Source organism: Inquilinus ginsengisoli, from assembly GCF_031453975.1.
GTDB lineage: Bacteria > Pseudomonadota > Alphaproteobacteria > DSM-16000 > Inquilinaceae > Inquilinus > Inquilinus ginsengisoli_A.
This window is the reverse complement of sequence record NZ_JAVDPW010000010.1, coordinates 281,980-305,001: the sequence shown is the minus strand read 5'-3', so window position 1 is coordinate 305,001 and position 23,022 is coordinate 281,980. Positions and strand designations below refer to the sequence as shown.

18 protein-coding genes and 1 tRNA gene are annotated in these 23,022 nt (G+C 68.4%); 16 read left to right on the top strand and 3 right to left on the bottom strand.

Annotated elements, in window-relative coordinates:
- Window positions 1-89: 89 nt before the first annotated feature.
- Window positions 90-163, bottom strand: a tRNA-Gln gene (locus tag E9232_RS27680).
- Between the two features lie 193 nt (window positions 164-356).
- Here E9232_RS27680 and E9232_RS27675 point away from each other — a divergent pair.
- From E9232_RS27675 to E9232_RS27650, 6 genes are all read left to right on the top strand, one after another.
- Window positions 357-1,403 carry a Ppx/GppA phosphatase family protein gene (locus tag E9232_RS27675; protein ID WP_309799630.1) on the top strand — a complete coding sequence of 349 codons (1,047 nt, stop codon included), beginning with the start codon at window positions 357-359 and terminating at the stop codon, window positions 1,401-1,403.
- Window position 1,404: 1 nt separating this feature from the next.
- Window positions 1,405-2,151 (top strand): RlmE family RNA methyltransferase, encoded by a 747-nt coding sequence (locus tag E9232_RS27670; RefSeq protein WP_309799628.1) that lies wholly within the window; start codon window positions 1,405-1,407, stop codon window positions 2,149-2,151.
- 65 nt (window positions 2,152-2,216) lie between these two features.
- A complete protein-coding gene (guaB, locus tag E9232_RS27665) occupies window positions 2,217-3,677 on the top strand; it encodes an IMP dehydrogenase (protein WP_309799625.1) in 1,461 nt (486 codons plus the stop codon).
- Window positions 3,678-3,891: 214 nt separating this feature from the next.
- Window positions 3,892-5,919 (top strand): prolyl oligopeptidase family serine peptidase, encoded by a 2,028-nt coding sequence (locus tag E9232_RS27660; RefSeq protein ID WP_309799624.1) that lies wholly within the window; start codon window positions 3,892-3,894, stop codon window positions 5,917-5,919.
- Window positions 5,920-6,203: 284 nt separating this feature from the next.
- Window positions 6,204-6,782: an NUDIX domain-containing protein gene (locus E9232_RS27655; protein WP_309799622.1), complete on the top strand. Its 579-nt coding sequence runs from the start codon at window positions 6,204-6,206 to the stop codon at window positions 6,780-6,782.
- A 2-nt stretch (window positions 6,783-6,784) separates the two neighbouring features.
- Window positions 6,785-7,693, top strand: coding sequence for a LysR family transcriptional regulator (locus E9232_RS27650; protein WP_309799621.1), 909 nt, complete (start codon window positions 6,785-6,787; stop codon window positions 7,691-7,693).
- A gap of 2 nt (window positions 7,694-7,695) precedes the next feature.
- Here the strand turns inward: E9232_RS27650 and E9232_RS27645 are convergent, their stop codons facing one another.
- A complete protein-coding gene (locus E9232_RS27645) occupies window positions 7,696-10,026 on the bottom strand; it encodes a xanthine dehydrogenase family protein molybdopterin-binding subunit (protein WP_309799620.1) in 2,331 nt (776 codons plus the stop codon).
- A gap of 211 nt (window positions 10,027-10,237) precedes the next feature.
- Between E9232_RS27645 and secG the strand changes: the two genes are divergently transcribed.
- The 3 genes from secG to kdsA all read left to right on the top strand — a co-directional run bounded on the left by secG (window position 10,238) and on the right by kdsA (window position 13,152).
- Window positions 10,238-10,558: a preprotein translocase subunit SecG gene (secG, locus tag E9232_RS27640; RefSeq protein ID WP_309799619.1), complete on the top strand. Its 321-nt coding sequence runs from the start codon at window positions 10,238-10,240 to the stop codon at window positions 10,556-10,558.
- A 102-nt stretch (window positions 10,559-10,660) separates the two neighbouring features.
- The gene (pyrG, locus tag E9232_RS27635) at window positions 10,661-12,289 is read left to right on the top strand and encodes a CTP synthase (protein ID WP_309799618.1); all 1,629 of its coding nucleotides are present in this window, start codon (window positions 10,661-10,663) and stop codon (window positions 12,287-12,289) included.
- A gap of 20 nt (window positions 12,290-12,309) precedes the next feature.
- Window positions 12,310-13,152: a 3-deoxy-8-phosphooctulonate synthase gene (gene kdsA, locus E9232_RS27630; RefSeq protein ID WP_309799617.1), complete on the top strand. Its 843-nt coding sequence runs from the start codon at window positions 12,310-12,312 to the stop codon at window positions 13,150-13,152.
- 108 nt (window positions 13,153-13,260) lie between these two features.
- Here the strand turns inward: kdsA and E9232_RS27625 are convergent, their stop codons facing one another.
- Window positions 13,261-14,496, bottom strand: a complete 1,236-nt coding sequence (locus tag E9232_RS27625; protein ID WP_309799616.1) for a class I SAM-dependent methyltransferase — start codon at window positions 14,494-14,496, stop codon at window positions 13,261-13,263.
- 206 nt (window positions 14,497-14,702) lie between these two features.
- Here E9232_RS27625 and eno point away from each other — a divergent pair, with 206 nt between their 5' ends.
- From eno to lipA, 7 genes are all read left to right on the top strand, one after another.
- On the top strand, window positions 14,703-15,983 hold the full coding sequence (gene eno / locus E9232_RS27620) for a phosphopyruvate hydratase (RefSeq protein ID WP_309799615.1): 1,281 nt from the start codon (window positions 14,703-14,705) through the stop codon (window positions 15,981-15,983).
- Between the two features lie 44 nt (window positions 15,984-16,027).
- Window positions 16,028-16,363 (top strand): FtsB family cell division protein, encoded by a 336-nt coding sequence (locus E9232_RS27615; RefSeq protein ID WP_309799614.1) that lies wholly within the window; start codon window positions 16,028-16,030, stop codon window positions 16,361-16,363.
- Between the two features lie 146 nt (window positions 16,364-16,509).
- Window positions 16,510-17,535: a pyruvate dehydrogenase (acetyl-transferring) E1 component subunit alpha gene (gene pdhA, locus E9232_RS27610; protein WP_374710656.1), complete on the top strand. Its 1,026-nt coding sequence runs from the start codon at window positions 16,510-16,512 to the stop codon at window positions 17,533-17,535.
- Window positions 17,536-17,597: 62 nt separating this feature from the next.
- Window positions 17,598-18,983: a pyruvate dehydrogenase complex E1 component subunit beta gene (locus tag E9232_RS27605; protein ID WP_309799612.1), complete on the top strand. Its 1,386-nt coding sequence runs from the start codon at window positions 17,598-17,600 to the stop codon at window positions 18,981-18,983.
- A gap of 28 nt (window positions 18,984-19,011) precedes the next feature.
- Complete coding sequence (locus E9232_RS27600) at window positions 19,012-20,352, top strand: pyruvate dehydrogenase complex dihydrolipoamide acetyltransferase (protein ID WP_309799611.1); 1,341 nt, start codon at window positions 19,012-19,014, stop codon at window positions 20,350-20,352.
- 98 nt (window positions 20,353-20,450) lie between these two features.
- A complete protein-coding gene (gene lpdA, locus E9232_RS27595) occupies window positions 20,451-21,848 on the top strand; it encodes a dihydrolipoyl dehydrogenase (RefSeq protein WP_309799610.1) in 1,398 nt (465 codons plus the stop codon).
- Window positions 21,849-21,945: 97 nt separating this feature from the next.
- Window positions 21,946-22,929, top strand: a complete 984-nt coding sequence (lipA, locus tag E9232_RS27590; protein ID WP_309799609.1) for a lipoyl synthase — start codon at window positions 21,946-21,948, stop codon at window positions 22,927-22,929.
- The last annotated feature ends 93 nt before the right edge of the window (window positions 22,930-23,022 follow it).

Here is a 23,022-nt window from a genome sequence, read left to right as displayed (position 1 = left end):
GCGGGGCGCGCGTCAAGCTCTGGAATGGGATGGGCCGGAAAAGCGAAAGCCCCGCTGGGGGCGGGGCTCTGGTCCAATGACCGGGTGTTTGGCTGGGGGACTAGGATTCGAACCTAGGCTGGCGGAGTCAGAGTCCGCTGTCCTACCACTAGACGATCCCCCAGCAGCCGGCGGGAGGGTGTCTACCCCAGCGATCCGCCCGTGTAAAGGGTTCCGTGCGCGGCTGGCTGTCATATCCGAAACGGATGCGACGGCGCGGGCATTTCCTCTTTCGTCACGGCTGCGCTACAGTTCCATGAATGGGATGGAGGCGCCGTTCGAAGCCAGACGGACGGGCCATGGAAGGATTGTCAGTGGTGGAGTCGATCGCAATCACGGAGGCCACCGCGGCCGGCGATCGACGTCGGACGCCAGCGAGGTCGGAACCGCTCTACGCCGCGGTCGATCTCGGCACCAACAACTGCCGCCTGCTGATCGCCCGCCGCACCGCGGACGGGTTCGAGGTGGTGGACGCCTTCAGCCGCATCGTCCGGCTGGGCGAGGGCGTGGGCGCGACCGGCCGGCTGCAGCCCGCGGCGATCCACCGGACCATGGCCGCGCTGCGCATCTGCGCCGGCAAGATCCGGCGGCAGAACGTCATCCTGTCGCGCGCGGTGGCGACCGAGGCCTGCCGCCAGGCCAGCAACTTCCCGACCTTCCGCGACCGGGTGCGGCGCGAGACCGGCATCGAGCTGGAGATGATCCCCGCGGGGGAGGAAGCCCGGCTGGCCGCCGCCGGCTGCGCCCCGTTGCTGGACCCCGCGGTGCCGCATGCGATCATCTTCGACATCGGCGGCGGGTCGACCGAGCTGACCTGGCTGGAATTCGATTCGGACGGGCATGCGGTGACGCTCGACGCCGTCAGCATCCCGTTCGGCGTGGTCTCGCTGGCGGAGCAGCATGGCGGCCACGAGGTCTCGGCCGAGACATATGAGGCGATGAGCGCCGCCACCATGGCCGCGCTGGCCGAATTCGAGGCCCGCAACAACTTGCGCGGCCTGATCGCCCAGGGCCGGGTGCAGATGATCGGGTCCTCCGGCACCGTGACCACGCTGGCCGGGGTGCATCTCGGCCTGCCGCGCTACATCCGGTCCCAGGTCGACGGCTGCACCCTGACCTTCGAGGAGGCGCGGGGCGCCAGCCGGATGCTGCTGGGCCTCGACTATGCCGCCCGGGCCGCCTATCCCTGCATCGGGCGCGACCGCGCCGACCTGGTCCTGGCCGGCTGCGCCATCCTGGAAGCCATCTGCGAGACCTGGCCGGTCGGCCGGTTGCGGGTCGGCGACCGCGGCGTCCGCGAGGGCATCCTGTTCGACCTGCTGGCGGAGGCGCAGCGACGCCACGCCGCGAAACCATCCGGGTGAGATGAAACCTCCGAAGAAGCCGGGCATCGGCGCCAAGAGCGGCGGGCCGAGCGGCCGCGGCAGCCGTGGCCTCAGCGTGCGCGTGAAGACGGCGAAGACCCGCACCCTGTCCTCGACCCTCTGGCTCGAGCGCCAGCTCAACGACCCCTATGTCGCCGAGGCCAAGCGCCTGGGCTATCGCTCGCGCGCGGCGTTCAAGCTGCTGCAGCTCGACGACAAGCTGAAGCTGCTGCGCCGCGGCCAGCGCGTGGTCGACCTCGGCTGCGCCCCCGGCGGCTGGGTCCAGGTGGCGCTGGAGCGGGTGGGGCCGCAGGGCAAGGTGGTCGGCATCGACTATCTCGCCATGGGCCCGGTGCCGGGCGCGATCATTCTGCAGATGGACTTCCTCGACCCGCAGGCGCCGGCCCGTCTCAAGGAGGCGCTGGCCGGCCCGGCCGACATCGTGCTCAGCGACATGGCCGCGCCGACCGTCGGGCACCAGATGACCGATCATCTGCGAATCATGGCGCTGGCCGAAACCGCGGTCGAATTCGCGGTCGATGTGCTGGCGCCGGGCGGCGCCTTCATCGCCAAGCTGTTCCAGGGCGGCGCGGAGAAGGAGCTGCTCGACATCCTCAAGCGCAACTTCGCCAAGGTGCGCCACGTCAAGCCGGCGGCCAGCCGCCAGGACAGCGCCGAGGTCTACATCGTCGCGACGGAATTCCGCGGCCGGCCCCACGATCCGCGCGACGCAACGCAGGCCCACTAGATCTGCGCTTCACAAGCGGGAGACCAGGGTTATATTGCGGTGCTTCCAGCCTTTGGGAGCCCTAGATGCAGTTCCGCGACGCCCTGACCTTCGATGATGTCCTGCTGGTCCCGCAGGCCTCGTCGATCCTGCCCGCCGACGCGGACACCCGGACCCGGCTGACCAAGCGGATCGAGCTGGGCATCCCGCTGCTCTCCGCCGCCATGGACACCGTCACCGAAGCGCCGCTCGCCATCGCCATGGCCCAGGCCGGCGGCATCGGCGTCATCCACCGCAATCTCGACATCGAGCGCCAGGCCGAGGAAGTGCGAAAGGTCAAGCGCTTCGAGAGCGGCATGGTGGTCAACCCGATCACCATCGGCCCCGACGCCACCCTGGCCGAGGCGCTGTCGCTGATGGACCGCCACGGCATCTCCGGCATCCCGGTGGTCGAGCAGAACGGCAAGCTGGTCGGCATCCTGACCAACCGCGACGTCCGTTTCGCCACCAACCCGAACCAGCCGGTGCGCGAGCTGATGACCAAGGAGAACCTGGTCACGGTGCGCGAGGGCGTGGACAAGGCAGAAGCCAAGCGCCTGCTGCACCAGAACCGGATCGAGAAGCTGCTGGTCGTCGACCAGGACTACCGCTGCATCGGCCTGGTCACAGTCAAGGACATCGTCCGCGCCCAGCTGCACCCCAACGCCTGCAAGGACGAGCAGGGCCGGCTGCGCGCCGCCGCCGCCACCGGCACCGGCGACAAGGGCATCTCCCGCGCCGAGGCGCTGTTCGACGCCGGGGTCGACGTGCTGGTGCTGGACACCGCGCACGGCCATTCCGAAGGCGTGCTGAAGAGCGTGGAGCGGGCGCGGCGCCTGTCGAATTCGACCCAGATCATCGCCGGCAACGTGGCTACGGCCGACGCTGCCCGCGCGCTGGTCGATGCCGGGGCGGATGCGGTCAAGGTCGGCATCGGGCCGGGCTCGATCTGCACCACCCGCATGGTCGCCGGCGTCGGCGTGCCGCAGCTGACCGCGGTGCTCGATGTGGTCGAGGTCTGCCGCAAGCTCGACATCCCGGTGATCTCCGACGGCGGCATCAAGTATTCCGGCGACCTGGCCAAGGCGATCGCCGCCGGCGCCAATGTGGTGATGCTGGGCTCGCTGTTCGCCGGCACCGACGAGGCGCCGGGCGAGGTGATCCTGTACCAGGGCCGGTCCTACAAGAGCTACCGCGGCATGGGCTCGCTCGGTGCCATGGCCCGCGGCTCGGCCGACCGCTACTTCCAGCAGGAGGTGTCGGACACGCTGAAGCTGGTGCCGGAGGGCGTCGAGGGCCGGGTGCCGTACAAGGGGCCGGCCGCCAACGTCATCCACCAGCTGGTGGGCGGGCTGAAGGCGGCAATGGGCTACACCGGCAGCCGCACCATCGCCGACCTGCACCAGCGCGCCGAATTCGTGCGCATCACCAATGCCGGCCTGCGCGAAAGCCATGTGCACGACATCACCGTGACCCAAGAGGCCCCGAACTACCGTCCGGGCCTCTGAAGGCTCTCCTCGTTCTGTCATTGCCCGGCTCGACCGGGCAATCCAGGGGCCACCAAGAGCCGCTCCGGCTGCCCCAGGATGCCACGGTCGAGCCGTGGCATGACACTGGAGGATAATCGGAAACTGGAGCATCGAGCCGGCGACGATGCTGGTCCCGGCTTGCAGCCCACCCTATGTTGCTCGACCTGTGCTCCCGCAATCCGGCAAGGTCGACATGGATACCCAGACCGATCCCTATCTCTGGCTCGAAGACGTCGACGGCGCCAAGGCGCTCGACTGGGTGCGGGCGCGCAACGCCGAGACCGCGGCACGCCTCGCCGAGACGACGGATTTCGAGCGCATGCGCAGGCAGATGCTGGAGATCCTCGATTCCGAGGCGAAGATCCCGCATGTCGTCCGCCGCGGCGACCGCTACTTCAACTTCTGGCGCGACGCGGCGCATCCGCGCGGCCTGTGGCGGCGCACGACGCTGGCCTCCTTCCGCACCCCCGCGCCGGTCTGGGAGGTTCTGCTGGACCTCGACGCCCTGGCCGAGACGGAGGGCGAGAACTGGGTCTGGCACGGTGCCGACTGCCTGGAACCCGATTTCCGGCGCTGCCTGATCGCCCTGTCGCGCGGCGGTGCCGACGCTCATGTCGTGCGCGAATTCAATCTCGAGACCCGCAGTTTCGTGCCCGACGGCTTCACGCTGCCGGAGGCGAAGAGCCGGTTCGGCTGGAAGGATGCCGACACCATCTATGTCGGCACCGATTTCGGCCCGGGGTCGCTGACCCGCTCCGGCTATCCCCGCATCGTCAAGAGCTGGCGGCGGGGGCAGGCCCTGGAGGAGGCCCGCACGGTCTATGAGGGGCAGGAGGACGATCTCGCGGTCGACGCCTTCCACGACGCTTTCCCCGGCTTCGAGCGCGACTTCGTCGCCCGGCGGATCGACTTCTACACCAGCCAGCTGTTCCTGCTCGGCGACGACGGCGCCCTGACCCTGATCGACGTGCCGGAGCATGCCGAGGCCGGCGCCCATGGCGAGTGGCTGTTGGTGACCCCGCGCACGGAGTGGCAGGTCGGCGGCAGGACCTATCCCGGCGGCGCGCTGCTGGCCGCCCGCTTCGACGACTGGCTGGCCGGCGACCGCGCCCTATCGGTGCTGTTCGAGCCGAGCGAGACCACGGCGCTGTCGAGCTATTCCGGCACCCGCAACCATCTGGTGCTGCAGATCCTCGACGATGTGAAGAGCCGGGTGGAGATCCTGACCCCGGAGGAGGGCGGCTGGCGGCGCCGGGTGTTGGAGGGGCTGCCCGAGGCGGCGACCATCGCCCATGTCGCCACCACGCCGCACCAGGACGACGAGATCATGGTGCTGGCCTCTGGCTTCCTTGACCCCGACACGCTCTATCGCGGCGTCGCCGGCGCCGCCGGCTTCGAGGCGCTGAAGCAGGCGCCGTCTTTCTTCGATGCCTCGGGCTTCGCGGTCGAGCAGCATTTCGCCGCCTCGGCCGACGGCACGCGGGTGCCGTATTTCGTGGTCGCGCCCAGGGACCTCAAGCGCGACGGCAGCGCCCTGACGCTGCTGACCGGCTATGGCGGCTTCGAAGTCCCGCTGCTGCCGCATTACGTGCCGGGCGAGGGCCGGCTGTGGCTAGAGCGCGGCGGCGTCTACGTCGTCGCCAACATCCGCGGCGGTGGCGAATACGGACCGCGCTGGCACCAGGCGGCGCTGCGCGAGAATCGGCCGCGCGCCTATGAGGATTTCGCCGCGGTGGCGAAGGACCTCGTCGCCCGCGGCATCACCTCGGTGCCGCATCTCGGGATCGAGGGCGGCAGCAACGGCGGCCTGCTGGTCGGCAACATGCTGACGATGTATCCCGAGCTGTTCGGCGCTGTGGTCTGCGCCGTGCCGCTGCTCGACATGAAGCGCTACACCAAGCTGCTGGCCGGCGCCTCCTGGGTGGCGGAATACGGCGACCCCGACGTCCCGGAGGACTGGGCCTTCCTGCAGACCTTCTCGCCCTACCAGGCCCTGCGCGAGGGCACGGCCACGCCGCCGGTGCTGTTCCTGACCTCGACCCGCGACGACCGGGTCCATCCCGGCCACGCCCGCAAGATGGCGGCGAAGATGATCGCGATGGGTGCCGACGTGCTCTATCACGAGAACATCGAGGGCGGTCACGGCGCCGCCGCCAACAACGCGCAGACCGCCTTCAACCAGGCCCTGATCCACGCCTTCCTCCGGGAGAAGCTGAGGTAGGGAGTCCACCGAGGCCCGTCATCCCGTGCGCGCTGCAGCACGCAGTGATGCTGCGCAGACACGGGGTCTCTTCACGATTTCGATGAGATTCCCGCTTTCGCGGGAATGACGGCGGGGTAACCAGGCGCGGTAGCCCATCAGTTTTGAATGGAGCCTATTCATCTCTAGGGTGCTCCCGGGACCACCTCCGCCGAGGATGATGCCGCCCTCTCCCACAGCCCTCGCGGAGGTATCTTGGCATCTCTCTCCCTCGTGCTCCCTGCAGCTGTGCCGGGATGCGCCTGATGCAGGACCGCATCCGGATCAAGTCGGTCGAGACCCTGTCCGACGACTGGTACCTGCTGAAGAAGACCACCTTCGACTACCGGCGCAAGGACGGCAGCTGGCAGACGCTGAACCGCGAGACCTACGACCGCGGCAACGGCGCCACCATCCTGCTCTACGACCCGCGGCGGGGGCGGGTGCTGCTGACCCGGCAGTTCCGCTTCCCGGCCTATGTCAATGGCCACCCCGAGCCGCTGATCGAGGCCTGCGCCGGGCTGCTCGACGACCGCGACCCCGAGACCTGCATCCGCCAGGAGGCGGAGGAGGAGACCGGAGTCCGGGTGGCGGCGCCGCGCCGGATCTTCGAGGCCTTCATGAGTCCGGGCTCGGTGACCGAGCGGCTGGTGTTCTTCGTCGCCGAATACAGCCCGGCGGACCGCACCTCGGAGGGCGGCGGGCTGGCAGCGGAGGGCGAGGACATCGAGATCCTGGAGCCGACGCTGGCCGAGGCGCTGGCCATGGTCGCGCGCGGCGAGATCATGGACGGCAAGACCATTCTCCTGCTGCAATACGCCCAGCTGCACCGATTGCTGGACTGAACGTGACCACCGGCGAGCCGAACTGGGACGACATCCGCATCTTCCTCGCCGTCGCCCGGACCGGCAGCCTGACCGAGGCCGCGCGGCACCTGCAGCTGAGCCAGCCCACCGTGGGCCGGCGCCTGCGGGTGCTGGAGGGGCAGGCCGGCGCCCGGCTGTTCGACCGGCTGCCGAATCGCCTGCAACTGACGGCGCTGGGGCAGGCGCTGGTCGAGTCGGCCGGCAGCATGGAGGCGGGGGCGGGGGCCCTGGCCCGCCGGCTGCGCCAGTCCGCGGCGACGGGGCAGGAGCCGGTGCAGGTCACCGCCACCAGCTCGGTCTCGCTGTTCGTCACCACCCATCTGCAGGGGCTGCTCGCCGAAAGCGGCCGCGTCATCGCCCTGGGCAATTCGCGCGCCCAAGCCAACCTTGCCCGGCGCGAGGCCGACATCGCCCTGCGCATGCGCCGGACGCCGGAGGAGGGGGATCTGGCGGCGCGCCGGATCGGGCGGATCGGTTTCGCGCTCTACGCCGCCCGCAGCTACGCCCAGCACCACGGGCTGACGCCGGATGGCAGCCTGGCCGGGCTGCCCTTCATCGGCCTGCCCAAGCCCGAGCGGTCGCCCTCGCAATCCGCCTGGCTCGACGGCGTCGCCCGGCAGGGCACCATCCTGTGCCGGCTCGGCGAGGTGTTCCTGCGGCACCGGGCGGTGGCTGACGGTCTCGGCGTGTCGCTGCTGCCCTGCTTCCTCGGCGATGCCGACGACCGGCTGCTGCGCCTCGGCGAGCCGGTGCCGGAGCTCGCCGAGGAGGTCTACCTGATGCTGCACGCCGAGCTGCGCCGCGACCCCGGTGTCCGCGCCGTCGCCGAAGCGCTGGCCGGCCTGTTCCGACGCGAGCGCGGCGCCCTCGACGGCACCCGGCGCGGCTGAGCCTACTCCGCCGCCTGGCGCTGGCCGCGGCTGTGGATCAGCTGCCACAGCACCTGCGGCGTCGCCGGCATGTCGACATGCTCGACCCCCAGCGGCGACAGCGCGTCGACGATGGCATTGATCACCGCCGGCGGCGCCCCGATCGCCCCGGCCTCGCCCGCGCCCTTCAGCCCCAGCGCGTTGGTGGTGCAGGGGATCTCGTTGTACTTGAAAGCGATCAAGGGCAGGTCCACCGCCCGCGGCATGGCGTAGTCCATGAACGAGCCGGAGAGCAGCTGGCCGCTGTCGCTGTCGAACACCGTGCTCTCGAACAGCGCCTGGCCGAGGCCCTGGGCGATGCCGCCATGGACCTGGCCCGCAACCATCAGCGGGTTCAGCACCCGGCCGAAATCGTCGACCACGGTGTAGCGCAGGATCTCCAGCGCGCCGGTGTCGCCGTCGATCTCGATCTCGATGATGTGGGCGCCGTTGGGGAAGGTCGCGGCCGGCGGGGTGAAGCTGCCGCGATCCTCGAAGGCGATCTCCGACCCGCCGTCGGTTTCGGTCTGTGCGGCGATGTCGGCCAGGGTCATCGACCGGTCGGTGCCGACCACGGTGAAGCGCCCGTCGGCGAAGGCGATGTCGACCGCCGCCGTCTCCATCAGGTCGGCCGCGCGCAGCTTGGCCTTCTCGCGGATCTTGATCGACCCGTCCTGCACCGCGGCGCCGCCGACCGGGACCGAGCGCGAGCCGCCGGTGCCGTTGCCGGTGCGCACCAGGTCGCTGTCGCCCTGGATCACGGTGATGCGGTCGGGCTCGACCCCGAGATGCTCGCCGATCACCTGCTTGTAGGCGGTCTCGTGGCCCTGGCCGTTGGTCTGGGTGCCGATGTAGATCGTCACGCTGCCATCGCGTCCGACCTTGATGTCGGCGCTCTCGTCCGGACCGCCGGCGCAGGCCTCGACGTAAGTCGCGATGCCGAGGCCGCGGAACTTGCCGCGGGCGGCGGAGTCGCGCCGGCGCTGCTCGAAGCCGGCATGGTCGGCGATCCCGGCCGCCTCCTCGAGGTTGCGGGTGAACTCGCCGCTGTCATAGGTGACGCCGGTGACGGTGGCGTAGGGCATCGCCGAGGGCGGGATGTAGTTGCGCCGGCGCAGCTCGATCGGGTCGATGCCGAGCACCCGCGCCGCATGGTCGACGATGCGCTCGACATTGTAGGCCGCCTCCGGCCGCCCGGCGCCGCGATACGCATCGACCGGCTGGGTGTTGGTGAACACGCCGCGCACCCGCTCGTAGACGCCCTGCAGGGTGTACAGGCCGTTCAGCATCTGGGCGCCGCCGGCATTGGTCGGGATGTACGGCGCGAAGTTCGAGAGATAGGCGCCCATGTTGGCGATCATGTCGACGCGCAGCGCCAGGAAGCGCGCGTCCTTGTCGACCGCCAGCTCGACCGTGGTGACGTTGTCGCGGCCATGGTCGTCACTGACGAAGGCCTCGGTCCGCTCCGAGGTCCACTTCACCGGGCGGCCGAATTTGCGGGCGGCGTAGAGGGTGGCCGGGTATTCCGGATACATGAACATCTTCATGCCGAAGCCGCCGCCGACATCGGGGCTGCGGATCAGGAAGTCCTCCTTCGGCCGCTTGAAGATGTCGTCGGCCAGCATGTCGCGCAGCAGATGCACGCCCTGGCAGGCGACGTAGAGCACGAAGCGGCCGTCGGTGGCGTCCCAGTCGGCGTGGCAGCAGCGCGGCTCCATCGGCGAGGCGACGACGCGGTTGTTGACCAGGTCGAGTTTGATCACCCGGTCGGCCTGGGCGAACAGCGATTCGACCTGGTCCTTCTGGCCGAACTCCCAGTCGAAGCACAGGTTGTTCGGCGCCTCGTCCCAGATCGCGGGACCGGTCAGGGTGCGGGCCGGGTCGACCGCGGCCGGCAGCGAATCGTACTCGACCTCGATCGCCTCGGCGGCGTCCTTGGCCTGCTCGACCGTCTCGGCGACGATCAGGGCCACCGGCTCGCCGACATGGCGGACCCGGCCGCGGGCCAGGATCGGGCGTGGCGGCAAGGCCTGGTCGCTGCCGTCACTGTTCTTGACCGAGGCATAGCATTTCAGCTCGCCGATGCCGTCGGCGTCGAGGTCGCGGATGGTGACGATGCCGATCACCCCCGGCATGGCCGCGGCGGCCGCGGTGTCGAGGCTGCGGATCTCAGCATGGGCGAAGGGGGAGCGCAGGAACACGCCCTGGGCCTGGCCCGGCGCCGAGACGTCATCGGTGTAGCGGCCGCCCCCCTTCAGAAGGCGGGGATCCTCGCTGCGGAGCATGGGCTGCCCGATGCCGAACTTCGTCGCCACGATCTACTCCTCCCGAGCGCGTGAATCGGGTTAGGATCGGCCCGGACGCCCTGAGCGTCAATGCCATGTCGGACAATAGCCGCGCCAAAACGCAACACTGCGGTGCGCGGACCAGCGACGGGGCTAGCAATGGGGGAACGTCTTCGCTACATAGACGCCATCGCCGGCTGCAGGGCGCAGCCGGCCTTTTTCGTTTGTCGACAGGTGCCCCGTGCAGCAGGTCTTGCTCGTCATCCACGTTCTGATCGCCATATCCCTGATCGGGGTCATCCTGATCCAGCGGAGCGAGGGCGGCGGCCTGGGCATCGGCGGCGGTGGCGGTGGGCTGGTGTCGATTCGCGGCCAGGCCAACCTGCTGACCCGCGCCACGGCCGGCCTTGCGGGCGCCTTCATGGTGACCAGCATCGTCCTGGCGATCATGGCGGGCACCCATCGTGCCGGCTCCGCGATTGTCACCGAGCAGCCGGCCTCGACCCAGTCGGCGCCGGCCAGCACCGCACCGACGGCGCCGACCGTTCCCACGACGGAATAACCCGTCACCACATCTTTCGCGTCGAGGCGGCCCACCACGTTGATAGGTAGTGGGCCGCCTCGCTGTTTTTGGCTGGACGAATCTGGGATAGGGTGAGCTTCCATGACGCGGTACATCTTCATTACCGGCGGCGTGGTCTCCTCGCTTGGCAAGGGACTGGGTGCCGCAGCACTCGGGGCACTGCTTCAGGCGCGGGGATTCAAAGTCCGGCTCCGGAAGCTCGACCCGTATCTCAACGTCGATCCGGGCACGATGAGCCCGACCCAGCACGGCGAGGTCTTCGTCACCGATGACGGGGCCGAGACCGACCTGGATCTCGGCCATTACGAGCGCTTCACCGGCGTCTCCGCCCGCAAGAGCGACAACGTCACCACCGGCAAGATCTACTCCAACGTGATCGCGCGCGAACGCCGCGGCGACTATCTGGGCGCGACCGTCCAGGTGATCCCGCACGTCACCGATGCGATCAAGGACTTCATCCGGTCTGACATCACCGACGAAGACTTCATCATCTGCGAGATCGGCGGCACGGTCGGCGACATCGAGAGCCTGCCCTTCCTCGAGGCGATCCGGCAGTTCGGCAACGAGGTCGAGCCGGAGAACGCGCTGTTCCTGCACGTCACGCTGCTGCCCTACATTCCGGCGGCGGGCGAGCTGAAGACCAAGCCGACCCAGCATTCGGTCAAGGAGCTGCTGTCGGTCGGGATCCAGCCGGCGATGCTGCTGTGCCGCGCCGACCGGCCGATCCCGGCCAATGAGCGGCGCAAGATCGCCCTGTTCTGCAACATCCGGCCGGAGCGGGTGATCGCCGCCCTCGACGTCGACACCATCTACAGCGTGCCGATCTCGTATCACGAGGAAGGCTTCGACGATCAGGTCCTGGCCTATTTCGGCATGGAGCAGCCGACGGCGCCCGACCTGTCGCGCTGGTCGAACATCGTCCACCGCGTCCGCGCGCCGGAGGGCGAGGTCACGATCGGCGTGGTCGGCAAGTACACCTCGCTGATCGACAGCTACAAGAGCCTGGCCGAGGCCCTGGCCCATGGCGGCATCGCCAACAACGTCAAGGTCAAGCTCGACTGGATGGATTCGCAGATCTTCGAATCCGAGGATGCGGTCTCCCATCTCGAGCATGTCCACGGCATCCTGGTGCCGGGCGGCTTCGGCGAACGCGGGGCCGAGGGCAAGATCCGCGCGGCCCAGTTCGCGCGTGAGCGCAAGGTGCCGTATTTCGGCATCTGCTTCGGCATGCAGATGGCGGTGATCGAGGCTGCGCGCCACATGGCCGGGATGCCGGCGGCGAACTCCACGGAATTCGGCCCGACCAACGAGCCGGTGGTCGGGCTGATGACCGAATGGACCCGCGGCAACGCGCTGGAGGTCCGCCGCACCGACGGCGACCTCGGCGGCACCATGCGCCTGGGCGCCTATCCGGCGGCGCTGGTGCCCGGCAGCCGGGTGCAGGAGATCTACGGCGTGACCGAGATCAGCGAGCGCCACCGCCACCGCTACGAGGTCAACATCAACTACCGAGAGCGGTTGGAGCAGGCGGGGTTGTTCTTCTCCGGCCTGTCGCCGGACGGCGTGCTGCCGGAGATCGTCGAACTGCCGGACCATCCCTGGTTCATCGGCGTGCAGTTCCACCCGGAGCTGAAGTCGAAGCCGTTCGATCCGCACCCGCTGTTCACCGATTTCATCCGCGCGGCGATCGAGCAGAGCCGGCTCGTCTGAGCATTCGAGGAACAGAGATCATGACCGCCGCCCACGCCGTTTCCGTCGGCAACGTCACCTTCGCCAACGACCGCCCGCTGACCGTGATCGCCGGCCCGTGCCAGCTGGAGAGCCGTGCGCACGCGCTGGAGATGAGCCAGGCGCTGGTCGAGATCACCTCGAAGCTCGGCCTCGGCCTCGTCTACAAGACGTCCTTCGACAAGGCGAACCGGACCTCCGCCGTGGCCGAACGCGGCCTGGGCATGAACAAGAGCCTGCCGATCATGGCCGAGATCCGGGAAAGGTTCGGCTGTCCGGTGCTGACCGACATCCACGACGCGGCGCAATGCGCCCCGGTGGCCGAGGCGGTCGACATCCTACAGATCCCGGCCTTCCTATGCCGCCAGACCGACTTGCTGCTGGCCGCCGGCGCCACCGGCCGGGCGATCAACGTCAAGAAGGGGCAGTTCCTGGCTCCCTGGGACATGAAGAACGTTGCGTCCAAGATCGCCAGCACCGGCAACGACAAGATCCTGCTGACCGAACGCGGCGTCAGCTTCGGCTACAACACCCTGGTCAGCGACATGCGGGCGCTGCCGATCCTGGCCCAGACCGGCTATCCCGTGGTGTTCGACGCCACCCATTCGGTGCAGCAGCCGGGCGGGCAGGGGACCAGCTCAGGTGGCCAGCGCGAATTCGTGCCGGTGCTGGCCCGCGCCGCGGTCTCGATCGGCGTCGCCGCCGTGTTCATCGAGACCCATCAGGACCCCGACCACGCCCCCAGCGACGGCCCCAACATGGTACCGATCAGCAAGCTCGAGGCGCTGCTGACCACGCTGCTGGCCCTCGACCGCATCGCCAAGGCCGACCCGGTCCGGATCTGACATCCTCAGCGCCCGTCATTCCCGCGAAAGCGGGGATCTCTTTACGGGAAACGGAAAGAGATCCCCGCTTTCGCGGGAATGACGCGGTAAGGAGCCGGAAACCTCCGGTTACTCCGCCGCCGTGGCCATGTTGCCGTAGCGGCGTTCGGTGTCGGTGATGTAGTCCCGGGTGAAGGGCACCGCGTCACGCTTCCGGCCGAGCTGCATCTGGAACACCATGCAACTGCCCAGCCGGAACTCGTTCTCGCAGGCCAGCAGGTAGAACTCCCACATCCGGCAGAAGCGCTCGTCATACAGCTTGGCGATGCGCTCGCGCTGGGCCTGGAACCGCTCGTGCCACGCCGCCAGCGTCTCGGCGTAGTGGACACGCAGGATCTCGATGTCGGAGACCCAGAGGCCCTGGCGCTCGACCGCGGCCATCACCTCCGACAGGGCCGGCGAGTAGCCGCCTGGGAAGATGTATTTGCGCAGCCAGGCGGCGGTGGTGCCCGGCGGCTCCATCCGGCCGATCGAATGCAGCACCATGACGCCGTCATCGGTCAGGAGCTCGCGCACCTTGCCGAAGAACTCGTCATAGTAGGCGGCGCCGACATGCTCGAACATGCCGACCGAGACGATTCGGTCGAAGCGCTGCTCGATCTGGCGATAGTCGCGCAGCTCGAACGTCACGCGATCCGACAGGCCGCGCCGCCTCGCCCGTTCCTCCGCCAGCTTCTGCTGCTCGGTCGACAGCGTCACGCCCAGCACCTCGACCGGCGCCAGCTCGGCCAGGGTCATGGCCATGCCGCCCCAGCCGCTGCCGATGTCGAGCACGCGCTTGGCGCCGTCGAGCCTCAGCTTGGCCGCGATATGCCGCTTCTTGGCGGCCTGCGCCTCCTCGAGGCTCCGCACCCCGTCGCCGAAGTAGGCGCAGGAGTACTGCATGTCCTCGTCGAGGAAGAGCTCGAACAGCTCGCGCGACAGGTCGTAGTGATGCGCGACGTGCTGCTGCGACTTGCCGATCGGGTTGTACTGCTGCAGCCAGCGCAGGCGGCGTCCGATCGCCCGGAACAGCGCCTGCAGCGGATAGCGGTCGAGCGCCTGGTAATTGTGGCCGTAGAGGGTGAACAGGTCCCGCAGGGACGTGCCGTCCTCGAAGGTCAGGGTCCCGTCCATATAGGCCTCGCCGACCGCCAGGCCGGGGGACAGGAACATCTTGCGCTGCAAGCCAGGGTCGTGGAACCGCACCGACACGAACGGGCCCGGCGCCTTGCCGGCGAAGTCGCGGACCACACCGCCCGCATCGGTGATGCGCAGACGCCCGGCTTGAACGAAGCGCGACAGCATGTGGGATAATAGCCGCATCTCGGCACCTTCAGCTTTAGCACTTTCGCCGGAGGCTACTCCCCAAAATGACGCAGTTTCAACATGCCAGCGCCACAATTGGGAAATGTGAGCCTTGTCCGCAACGCAGAGGTAAAATTCCTTGCATTTTCCGGGCCGGAGCACAGTCTGGCCGCGCCCGATTCCCGACCCCACCCGTGCGCAGCGAAGCGAGAGGTTCTCACACAATGACTGCGATCGTCGACATTCACGCCCGCCAGATCCTCGACAGCCGCGGCAACCCGACCGTCGAGGTCGACGTCACCCTCGATTCGGGCGCCTTCGGCCGGGCCGCGGTGCCGTCCGGCGCATCCACCGGCGCCCATGAGGCGGTCGAGCTGCGCGACGGCGACAAATCCGTCTATGGCGGAAAGGGTGTGACCAAGGCGGTCGACGCGGTCAATGGCGAGCTCTACGACGCGCTGACCGGCCTCGACGCCGAGGACCAGATCGAGCTCGACCGCACCATGATCGAGCTCGACGGCACCCCGAACAAGAGCCGGCTCGGCGCCAACGCCATCCTCGGCATCAGCCTCGCGGTCGCCAAGGCGGCGGCCGAGGATGCCGGCCTGCCGCTGTACCGCTATGTCGGCGGTGCCAACGCCGCCACGCTGCCGGTGCCGCTGATGAACATCATCAACGGCGGCGCCCATGCCGACAACCCGATCGACATCCAGGAGTTCATGATCCTGCCGGTCGGTGCGCCGACCCTGGCCGAGGCGGTGCGCACCGGGGCGGAGGTGTTCCATGCCCTGCGCAAGAAGCTGAAGGACGCCGGCCACAACACCAATGTCGGCGACGAGGGCGGATTCGCCCCCAATCTGGGGTCGGCCGACGAGGCGCTGGGCTTCATCGTCAAGGCGATCGAGGCCGCCGGCTACAAGCCCGGCGAGGACGTGGTGCTGGCGCTCGATGCCGCGTCGTCGGAGTTCTACAAGGACGGCCGCTACGTGCTGGCGGGGGAGAACAAGACCCTCGATAGCGCCGGCCTGGTCGCCTATTACGAGGACCTGACCAAGCGCTACCCGATCGTCTCGATCGAGGACGGCATGGCCGAGGACGACTGGGAGGGCTGGGCCGCGATCACCGCCGCACTCGGCAAGACCACCCAGCTGGTCGGCGACGACCTGTTCGTGACCAATCCCGAGCGCCTGTCCCAGGGCATCGCCCGCGGCATCGGCAATTCGATCCTGGTCAAGGTCAACCAGATCGGCACCCTGACCGAGACGCTGCAGGCGGTCGAGATGGCGCACAAGGCCGGCTACACCGCGGTCATGTCGCACCGCTCGGGCGAGACCGAGGACGCGACCATCGCCGACCTCGCGGTCGCCACCAATTGCGGGCAGATCAAGACCGGTTCGCTCAGCCGTTCCGACCGACTCGCGAAGTACAACCAGCTGATCCGCATCGAAGAACAGCTGGGCCGGGCCGCGAGCTATGCTGGAAGGGCCGTGTTCCGGCGCCGTTAGGCGGAAGAATTGACGCCGACCCCGACCTATGGTGATTTAGTCGCATGAGCATGTTTCGCTATATCAGGCGGAAATTGCGGCCGGTCATCGGGCCGGTGGTCGGCGCCAGCCTGATCGCCTATTTCGCGTATCACGCGATCCAGGGCGATCACGGCATCTTCGCGCGCGACAACCTCAAGGACGAGGTGGCGCAGGCGCAGGCCACCCTGGATACGCTGCAGACCCAGCGCAGCGAGATGGAGAAGCGCGCCGCGCTGATCGACCCCAAGCAGGTCGACCTTGACATGCTCGACGAACGGGCGCGGGCGATGCTGAATGTCGCCAAGCCCGACGAAGTCGTCATCTTCTACCCCAAGGCGGCCGCGCCGACGACGCCGTAAGGCGCTTTCGCGACGAATCGCGCCGGCGCGCCCCGCGTCCCCTTGACCCATGCCTTGCAAATTCCGTCCGTGCGCGGTAGCACTGGGCAAGGCGAAGATCCTATGCGCGCCTAATAACCCGATGCCGCTCTCTATGGGAGGATCCATTGGCCGCCACGAAACGTCGTCCTGCCCAGGATAAGGCGTCGGGAGCCGTGGCTCCCGCCCCCGCCGGCAAGGACGAGCTCCTCGGCTATTACCGTGACATGCTGCTGATCCGCCGCTTCGAAGAGAAGGCCGGTCAGCTCTACGGCATGGGCCTGATCGGCGGCTTCTGCCACCTCTACATCGGCCAGGAGGCCGTGGTGGTCGGCATGCAGGCGGCGCAGACCCCGGCTGACGACGTCATCACCGGCTATCGCGACCACGGCCACATGCTGGCATGCGGCATGGACCCGCGCGGCGTGATGGCGGAGCTGACCGGACGCCGTGGAGGCTACTCCAAGGGCAAGGGCGGCTCGATGCACATGTTCAGCCGCGAGAAGAAGTTCTTCGGCGGCCACGGCATCGTCGGCGCCCAGGTCTCGCTCGGCACCGGGCTCGGCTTCGCCCATCGCTACAAGGAGGATGGGGGAGCCTCCATCACCTATTTCGGTGACGGCGCGTCCAACCAGGGCCAGGTCTACGAGAGCTTCAATATGGCCGCCCTGTGGAAGCTCCCGGTGGTCTATGTCATCGAGAACAACAAATACGGCATGGGCACCTCGGTGCAGCGGGCGTCGGCCAATGCCGACCTGCATCTGCGCGGCCAGGCCTACGGCATCCCCGGGTTCCAGGTCGACGGCATGGACGTGCTGGCGGTCCGCGCCGCGGCATCCGAGGCGCTGGAGCGCGCCCGCTCGGGCGGCGGCCCGACCATCCTGGAGATGATGACCTACCGCTATCGCGGCCACTCCATGTCCGATCCGGCGAAGTACCGGAGCAAGGAGGAGGTGGCGAAGATGCGCGAGACCCACGATCCGATCGATCTGGTGCGCAAGAAGATCGATGCGATCGGCGGCCTCACCGAGGACGACTTCAAGGCGATCGACAAGGAGATCCGGGGCACCGTCAACGACGCGGCGGAATTCGCCCAGCAGAGCCCGGAGCCCGATCCGTCGGAGCTCTACACCGACGTCCTGATCGAAGCCTGAGCCATCATCACCCGGGGCGCCGCCGCTGAACGAGCGGCGCCGCCGGATGCCGGAGAATCCGAATGCCCACCGAAATCCTGATGCCGGCCCTGTCGCCGACCATGACCGAGGGCACGCTCGCGAAATGGCTGAAGCGCGAGGGTGATGCGGTGAAGTCGGGCGACGTCATCGCCGAGATCGAGACCGACAAGGCGACCATGGAGGTCGAGGCGGTTGACGAAGGCGTCATCGGCAAGATCCTGGTGCCGGAAGGCACCGAGGCCGTGGCCGTGAACACCCCGATCGCCATCCTGCTCGGCGACGGCGAGAGCGCGTCGGACGCCGCCCCGAACGGTGCCGCGGCGCCGAAGGCGGAAGCGGCCGAGGAGGCCTCGAAGCCTGAAGCCAAGGCGCCGGCCGCCGCGGCCGCGCCGCTGCCGGCCAACAAGGCCGCACCGGCCTCGGACGAGGACAAGTTCTTCGCCAGCACCAAGCGCCTGACCGTGCGCGAAGCGCTGCGCGACGCCATGGCCGAGGAGATGCGCCGCGACCCCACCGTCTTCCTGATGGGCGAGGAGGTCGCGGAGTACCAGGGCGCCTACAAGGTCAGCCAGGGCCTGCTCGAGGAGTTCGGCGCCAGGCGCGTGATCGACACCCCGATCACCGAGCACGGCTTCGCCGGCCTCGGCGTCGGCGCGGCCTATTCCGGGCTGCGGCCGATCGTCGAGTTCATGACCTTCAACTTCGCCATGCAGGCGATCGACCATATCCTCAATTCGGCGGCCAAGACGCTGTACATGTCCGGCGGCCAGATGGGCAGCCCTATCGTGTTCCGCGGCCCGAACGGCGCCGCCTCGCGCGTCGGCGCGCAGCACAGCCAGGACTACGCCAGCTGGTACGCCCATTGCCCGGGCATGAAGGTGGTGGCGCCGTGGTCGGCGGCGGATGCCAAGGGCTTGCTGAAATCAGCGATCCGCGACCCCAACCCGGTGATCTTCCTCGAGAACGAGATGCTCTACGGCCAGAGCTTCGACGTGCCGGAGGATCCCGATTTCACCGTCCCGATCGGCCGCGCCAAGATCGTGCGCTCGGGCAAGGACGTCACCATCGTCGCCTACTCGATCATGGTCGGGAAGGCGCTGGAGGCGGCGGAAACCCTGGCCGCCGAGGGCATCGACGCCGAGGTCATCGACCTGCGCACGATCCGGCCGCTCGACGTCGAGACCATCGTCAACTCGGTCAAGAAGACCAACCGCCTGATCTCGGCCGAGGAAAGCTGGCCCTTCGCCGGCATCGGGTCGGAGCTGGCGGCGCTGATGATGGAGCACGCCTTCGACTATCTCGACGCTCCGGTCGGCCGGGTCTGCTCGGTCGATGTGCCGCTGCCTTACGCGGCCAATCTCGAGCATCTCGCGCTGCCGCAGGCATCGCACATCGTGGCGGCGGCGAAGGCCGCCTGCTACCGCTGATCCGGGCGCCGGACGCAGGGAGAGATCGATGACGATCAACATTCTGATGCCCGCGCTGTCGCCGACCATGACCGAGGGCACGCTCGCCACCTGGCACAAGAAGGAAGGCGACAAGGTCAAGTCCGGCGACGTGATCGCCGAGATCGAGACCGACAAGGCGACCATGGAGGTCGAAGCCGTCGACGAAGGCGTCATCGGCAAGATCGTGGTGCCGGAAGGCACCGAGAACGTGCCGGTCAACGAGATCATCGCCATCCTGCTGGAAGACGGCGAGGATGCCGGCGCCCTGAAGGGTGGTGCCGCGGCCCCGAAGGCCGAGGCCAAGACTGAAGCGCCGGCCGAGCCGAAAGCCGAAGCCAAGGCCGAGGCGCCCGCTCCGGCGACCCAGCCGGCCGCAGCGGGCCCGGTCGCGAAGCCGGCGGCGGCGAACGGCCATGACGACCGGGTCTTCGCCAGCCCGCTGGCCCGCCGGATGGCGGAGCAGGCCGGCATCGACCTGGCGGCGCTGAAGGGCACCGGCCCGAACGGCCGGGTGGTCAAGGCGGACATCGACGCGGCGGTGTCGGGCGGCAGCGCGCCGGCGGCCAAGCCGGCCGCCCCCGAGGCGGCGAAGCCAGCGGCAGCTCCGGCCGCGGCCAAGCCGACGGCGGCCGGTCCGAACGCCAAGCAGCTCGCCGATGCCTATGGCATCCCGTACAGCGAGCAGAAGCACAGCAACATGCGGAAGGTCGTGGCCCGGCGCCTGCTGGAGTCCAAGCTGACCGTCCCGCATTTCTACCTCACGGTCGACATCCAGCTCGATGCGCTCTTGAAGCTGCGCAAGGAGCTGAACGACCGCGGCGACGTCAAGCTGTCGGTCAACGACCTGATCATCAAGGCGGCGGCGCTGTCGCTGCGCAAGGTGCCGGCGGCCAACACCTCCTGGACCGACGACGCGCTGATCCAGTACGAGCGGGTCGACATCTCGGTGGCGGTGGCGACCCCGGGCGGGCTGATCACCCCGATCATCAAGGATGCCGACCGCAAGGGCCTGAGCACCATCTCGGCCGAGATGAAGGACCTGGCGGCGCGGGCCCGCGACGGCAAGCTGAAGCCCGAGGAATACCAGGGCGGCACCTTCTCGATCTCCAATCTCGGCATGTTCGGGATCAAGGACTTCGCGGCGATCATCAACCCGCCGCAGGCCTGCATCCTGGCGGTCGGCGCCGGGGCCCAGCAGCCGGTGGTCAAGGACGGCGCGCTGGCCATCGCCACGGTGATGAGCTGCACCCTGTCGGTCGACCACCGCGTGGTCGACGGCGCGGTCGGGGCCGAGTACCTGGCCGCCTTCAAGGCGCTGGTCGAGGCGCCGCTCGGCATGATGCTCTGATCGGCCCGGGCCGGGACATGCCCCGGCCCGGACGGCCGGCCCTGTGACAGTCTCCTCCGCCGGCATTCGGGCGGGGGAGGGAGCAAGGAGACTCTACTGTGGCTGATACGAGCTTCGACGTCCTGGTGATCGGCGGCGGTCCCGGTGGTTATGTCGCCGCGATCCGCGCCGCCCAGCTGGGGCTCAAGGCCGCGGTCGTGGAGCGCGAGCATCTCGGCGGCATCTGCCTGAACTGGGGCTGCATCCCGACCAAGGCGCTGCTGCGGTCGTCCGAGATCTCACATCTGCTCAAGCATCTCGACCAATATGGCTTCTCTGCCAAGGACATCACCTTCGATCTTAAGAAAGTGGTTGATCGGTCGCGCAAGGTCGCGTCGCAGCTGTCGGGCGGGGTCAAGCACCTGCTGAAGAAGAACAAGGTGCCGGTGTTCGACGGCACCGCGAAGCTGCTGGGCGGCGGCAAGGTCGAGGTGGCGCTGAAGGCCGGCGGCAAGGAGACGCTGTCGGCCAAGCACATCATCGTCGCCACCGGCGCGCGGGCCCGGAACCTGCCGGGGCTGGAGGCCGATGGCAAGCTGGTCTGGAGCTACAAGGAGGCGATGGTCCCGCCGACCATGCCGAAGTCGCTGCTGGTCATCGGCTCGGGCGCCATCGGCATCGAATTCGCCAGCTTCTACCGCAACATGGGCGCCGAGGTGACCGTGGTCGAGATGCTCGACCGCGTGCTGCCGGTGGAGGATGAGGAGGTCTCGGCCTTCGCCAAGAAGCAGTTCGAGAAGCAGGGCATGCGCATCCTGGTCGGCGCCAAGACCCAGAAGCTGGAGAAGGGCGCCGACAGCGTCACCGCCACCATCGAGGTCGGCGGCAAGACCGAAAAGATCACCGCCGACCGGGTGATCCTGGCCATCGGCATCACCGGCAATGTCGAGGATATCGGGCTCGAGAACACCAAGGTGAAGGTCGACCGCGGCCACATCGTGGTCGGCCCCTATCTCGAGACGGATGAGCCGGGCGTCTACGCCATCGGCGACGTCGCCGGGGCGCCCTGGCTGGCGCACAAGGCCAGCCACGAGGGCGTGATCTGCGTCGAGAAGATCGCCGGCCAGCATCCGCACCCGATGGATGTCAGCAACATCCCGGGCTGCACCTACTGCATGCCGCAGGTGGCGTCGGTCGGCCTGACCGAGGCCAAGGCCAAGGCGGCCGGGCGCGAGGTCAAGGTCGGCCGCTTCCCCTATATCGGCAACGGCAAGGCGATCGCCATGGGCGAGCCCGAGGGGATGATCAAGACCGTGTTCGACGCCAAGACCGGCGAGTTGCTTGGGGCGCACATGGTCGGCGCGGAAGTCACCGAGCTGATCCAGGGCTATGTCATCGCCAAGACGGGCGAGCTGACGGAGGCGGAGCTGATGCACACCATCTTCGCGCATCCGACGCTCAGCGAGATGATGCATGAGAGCGTCCTAGACGCCTACGGCCGCGCAATCCACTATTGATCAAAGCGAGCTTGGCTTTGCAAGAGTTTCGCCCATCTTTGGAGGGACTGGCGCCGAGCCAGGCCGCGACCCCGCCCAGGACCCCGCAAGGACGACCATGTCCGCTGTAGAGCCGCATCTCCGCCATCCCGAAAAGGCCAACCGCCCGGACAATCCGATCCAGCGCAAGCCGGCCTGGATCCGGGTGAAGGCCCCGGTGTCGCCCGAGTATCACGAGACCCGCAAGCTGATGCGGGACCTCAAGCTGAACACGGTGTGCGAGGAGGCGGCCTGCCCCAACATCGGCGAGTGCTGGTCCAAGGGTCACGCCACGGTGATGATCCTGGGCTCGGTCTGCACCCGGGCCTGCGCCTTCTGCAACATCGCGACCGGCCGGCCCGACCAGCTCGACCCGCATGAGCCGCAGCATGTCGCCGAGGCCGCCGGCCGGCTGGGGCTGAACCACATCGTCATCACCTCGGTCGACCGCGACGACCTCGAGGATGGCGGCGCCCGGCATTTCGCCGAGACCATCCGTGCGGTGCGCGCCGCGTCGCCGGACACCACCATCGAGATCCTCACTCCTGACTTCAAGAACAAGCCAGGAGCCGTTGAAATCGTTGTCGAAGCGCGACCGGACGTTTTCAACCACAACCTCGAGACCGCGCCGCGGCTGTACCCGTCGATCCGGCCCGGCGCCCGTTATTTCACCTCGCTGCAGCTGCTGTCGCGGGTGAAGGAGCTGGACCCGACCATCTTCACCAAATCCGGCATCATGGTCGGCCTGGGCGAGACGGCGGAGGAGGTCGGACAGGTGATGGACGACCTGCGCGCCGCTGATGTCGACTTCATGACCATCGGCCAGTACCTGCAGCCGACCCCGAAGCACGCCAAGCTGGACCGCTTCGTCACGCCGGAGGAGTTCCAGAGCCACGAGAAGATCGGCCGTGGTAAGGGCTTCCTGATGATCTCGGCCTCGCCGCTGACCCGGTCCTCCTACCATGCCGGGGCCGATTTCGAGCGGCTGAAGGCGGCGCGGCTGGCCCGGCTCGGCGCCGCCGCCGGCTCGATCGACCTCGTCGCCCTGGCGCGGGGTGCCTGAACCTCGCCGCGGCGCGTAAACGTCGCCCCCGGCGCGGAGCGCCTCAACGTCGCACTGGCGGGATGGCGGAGCCGGTCTAATCTATAGGCCGAC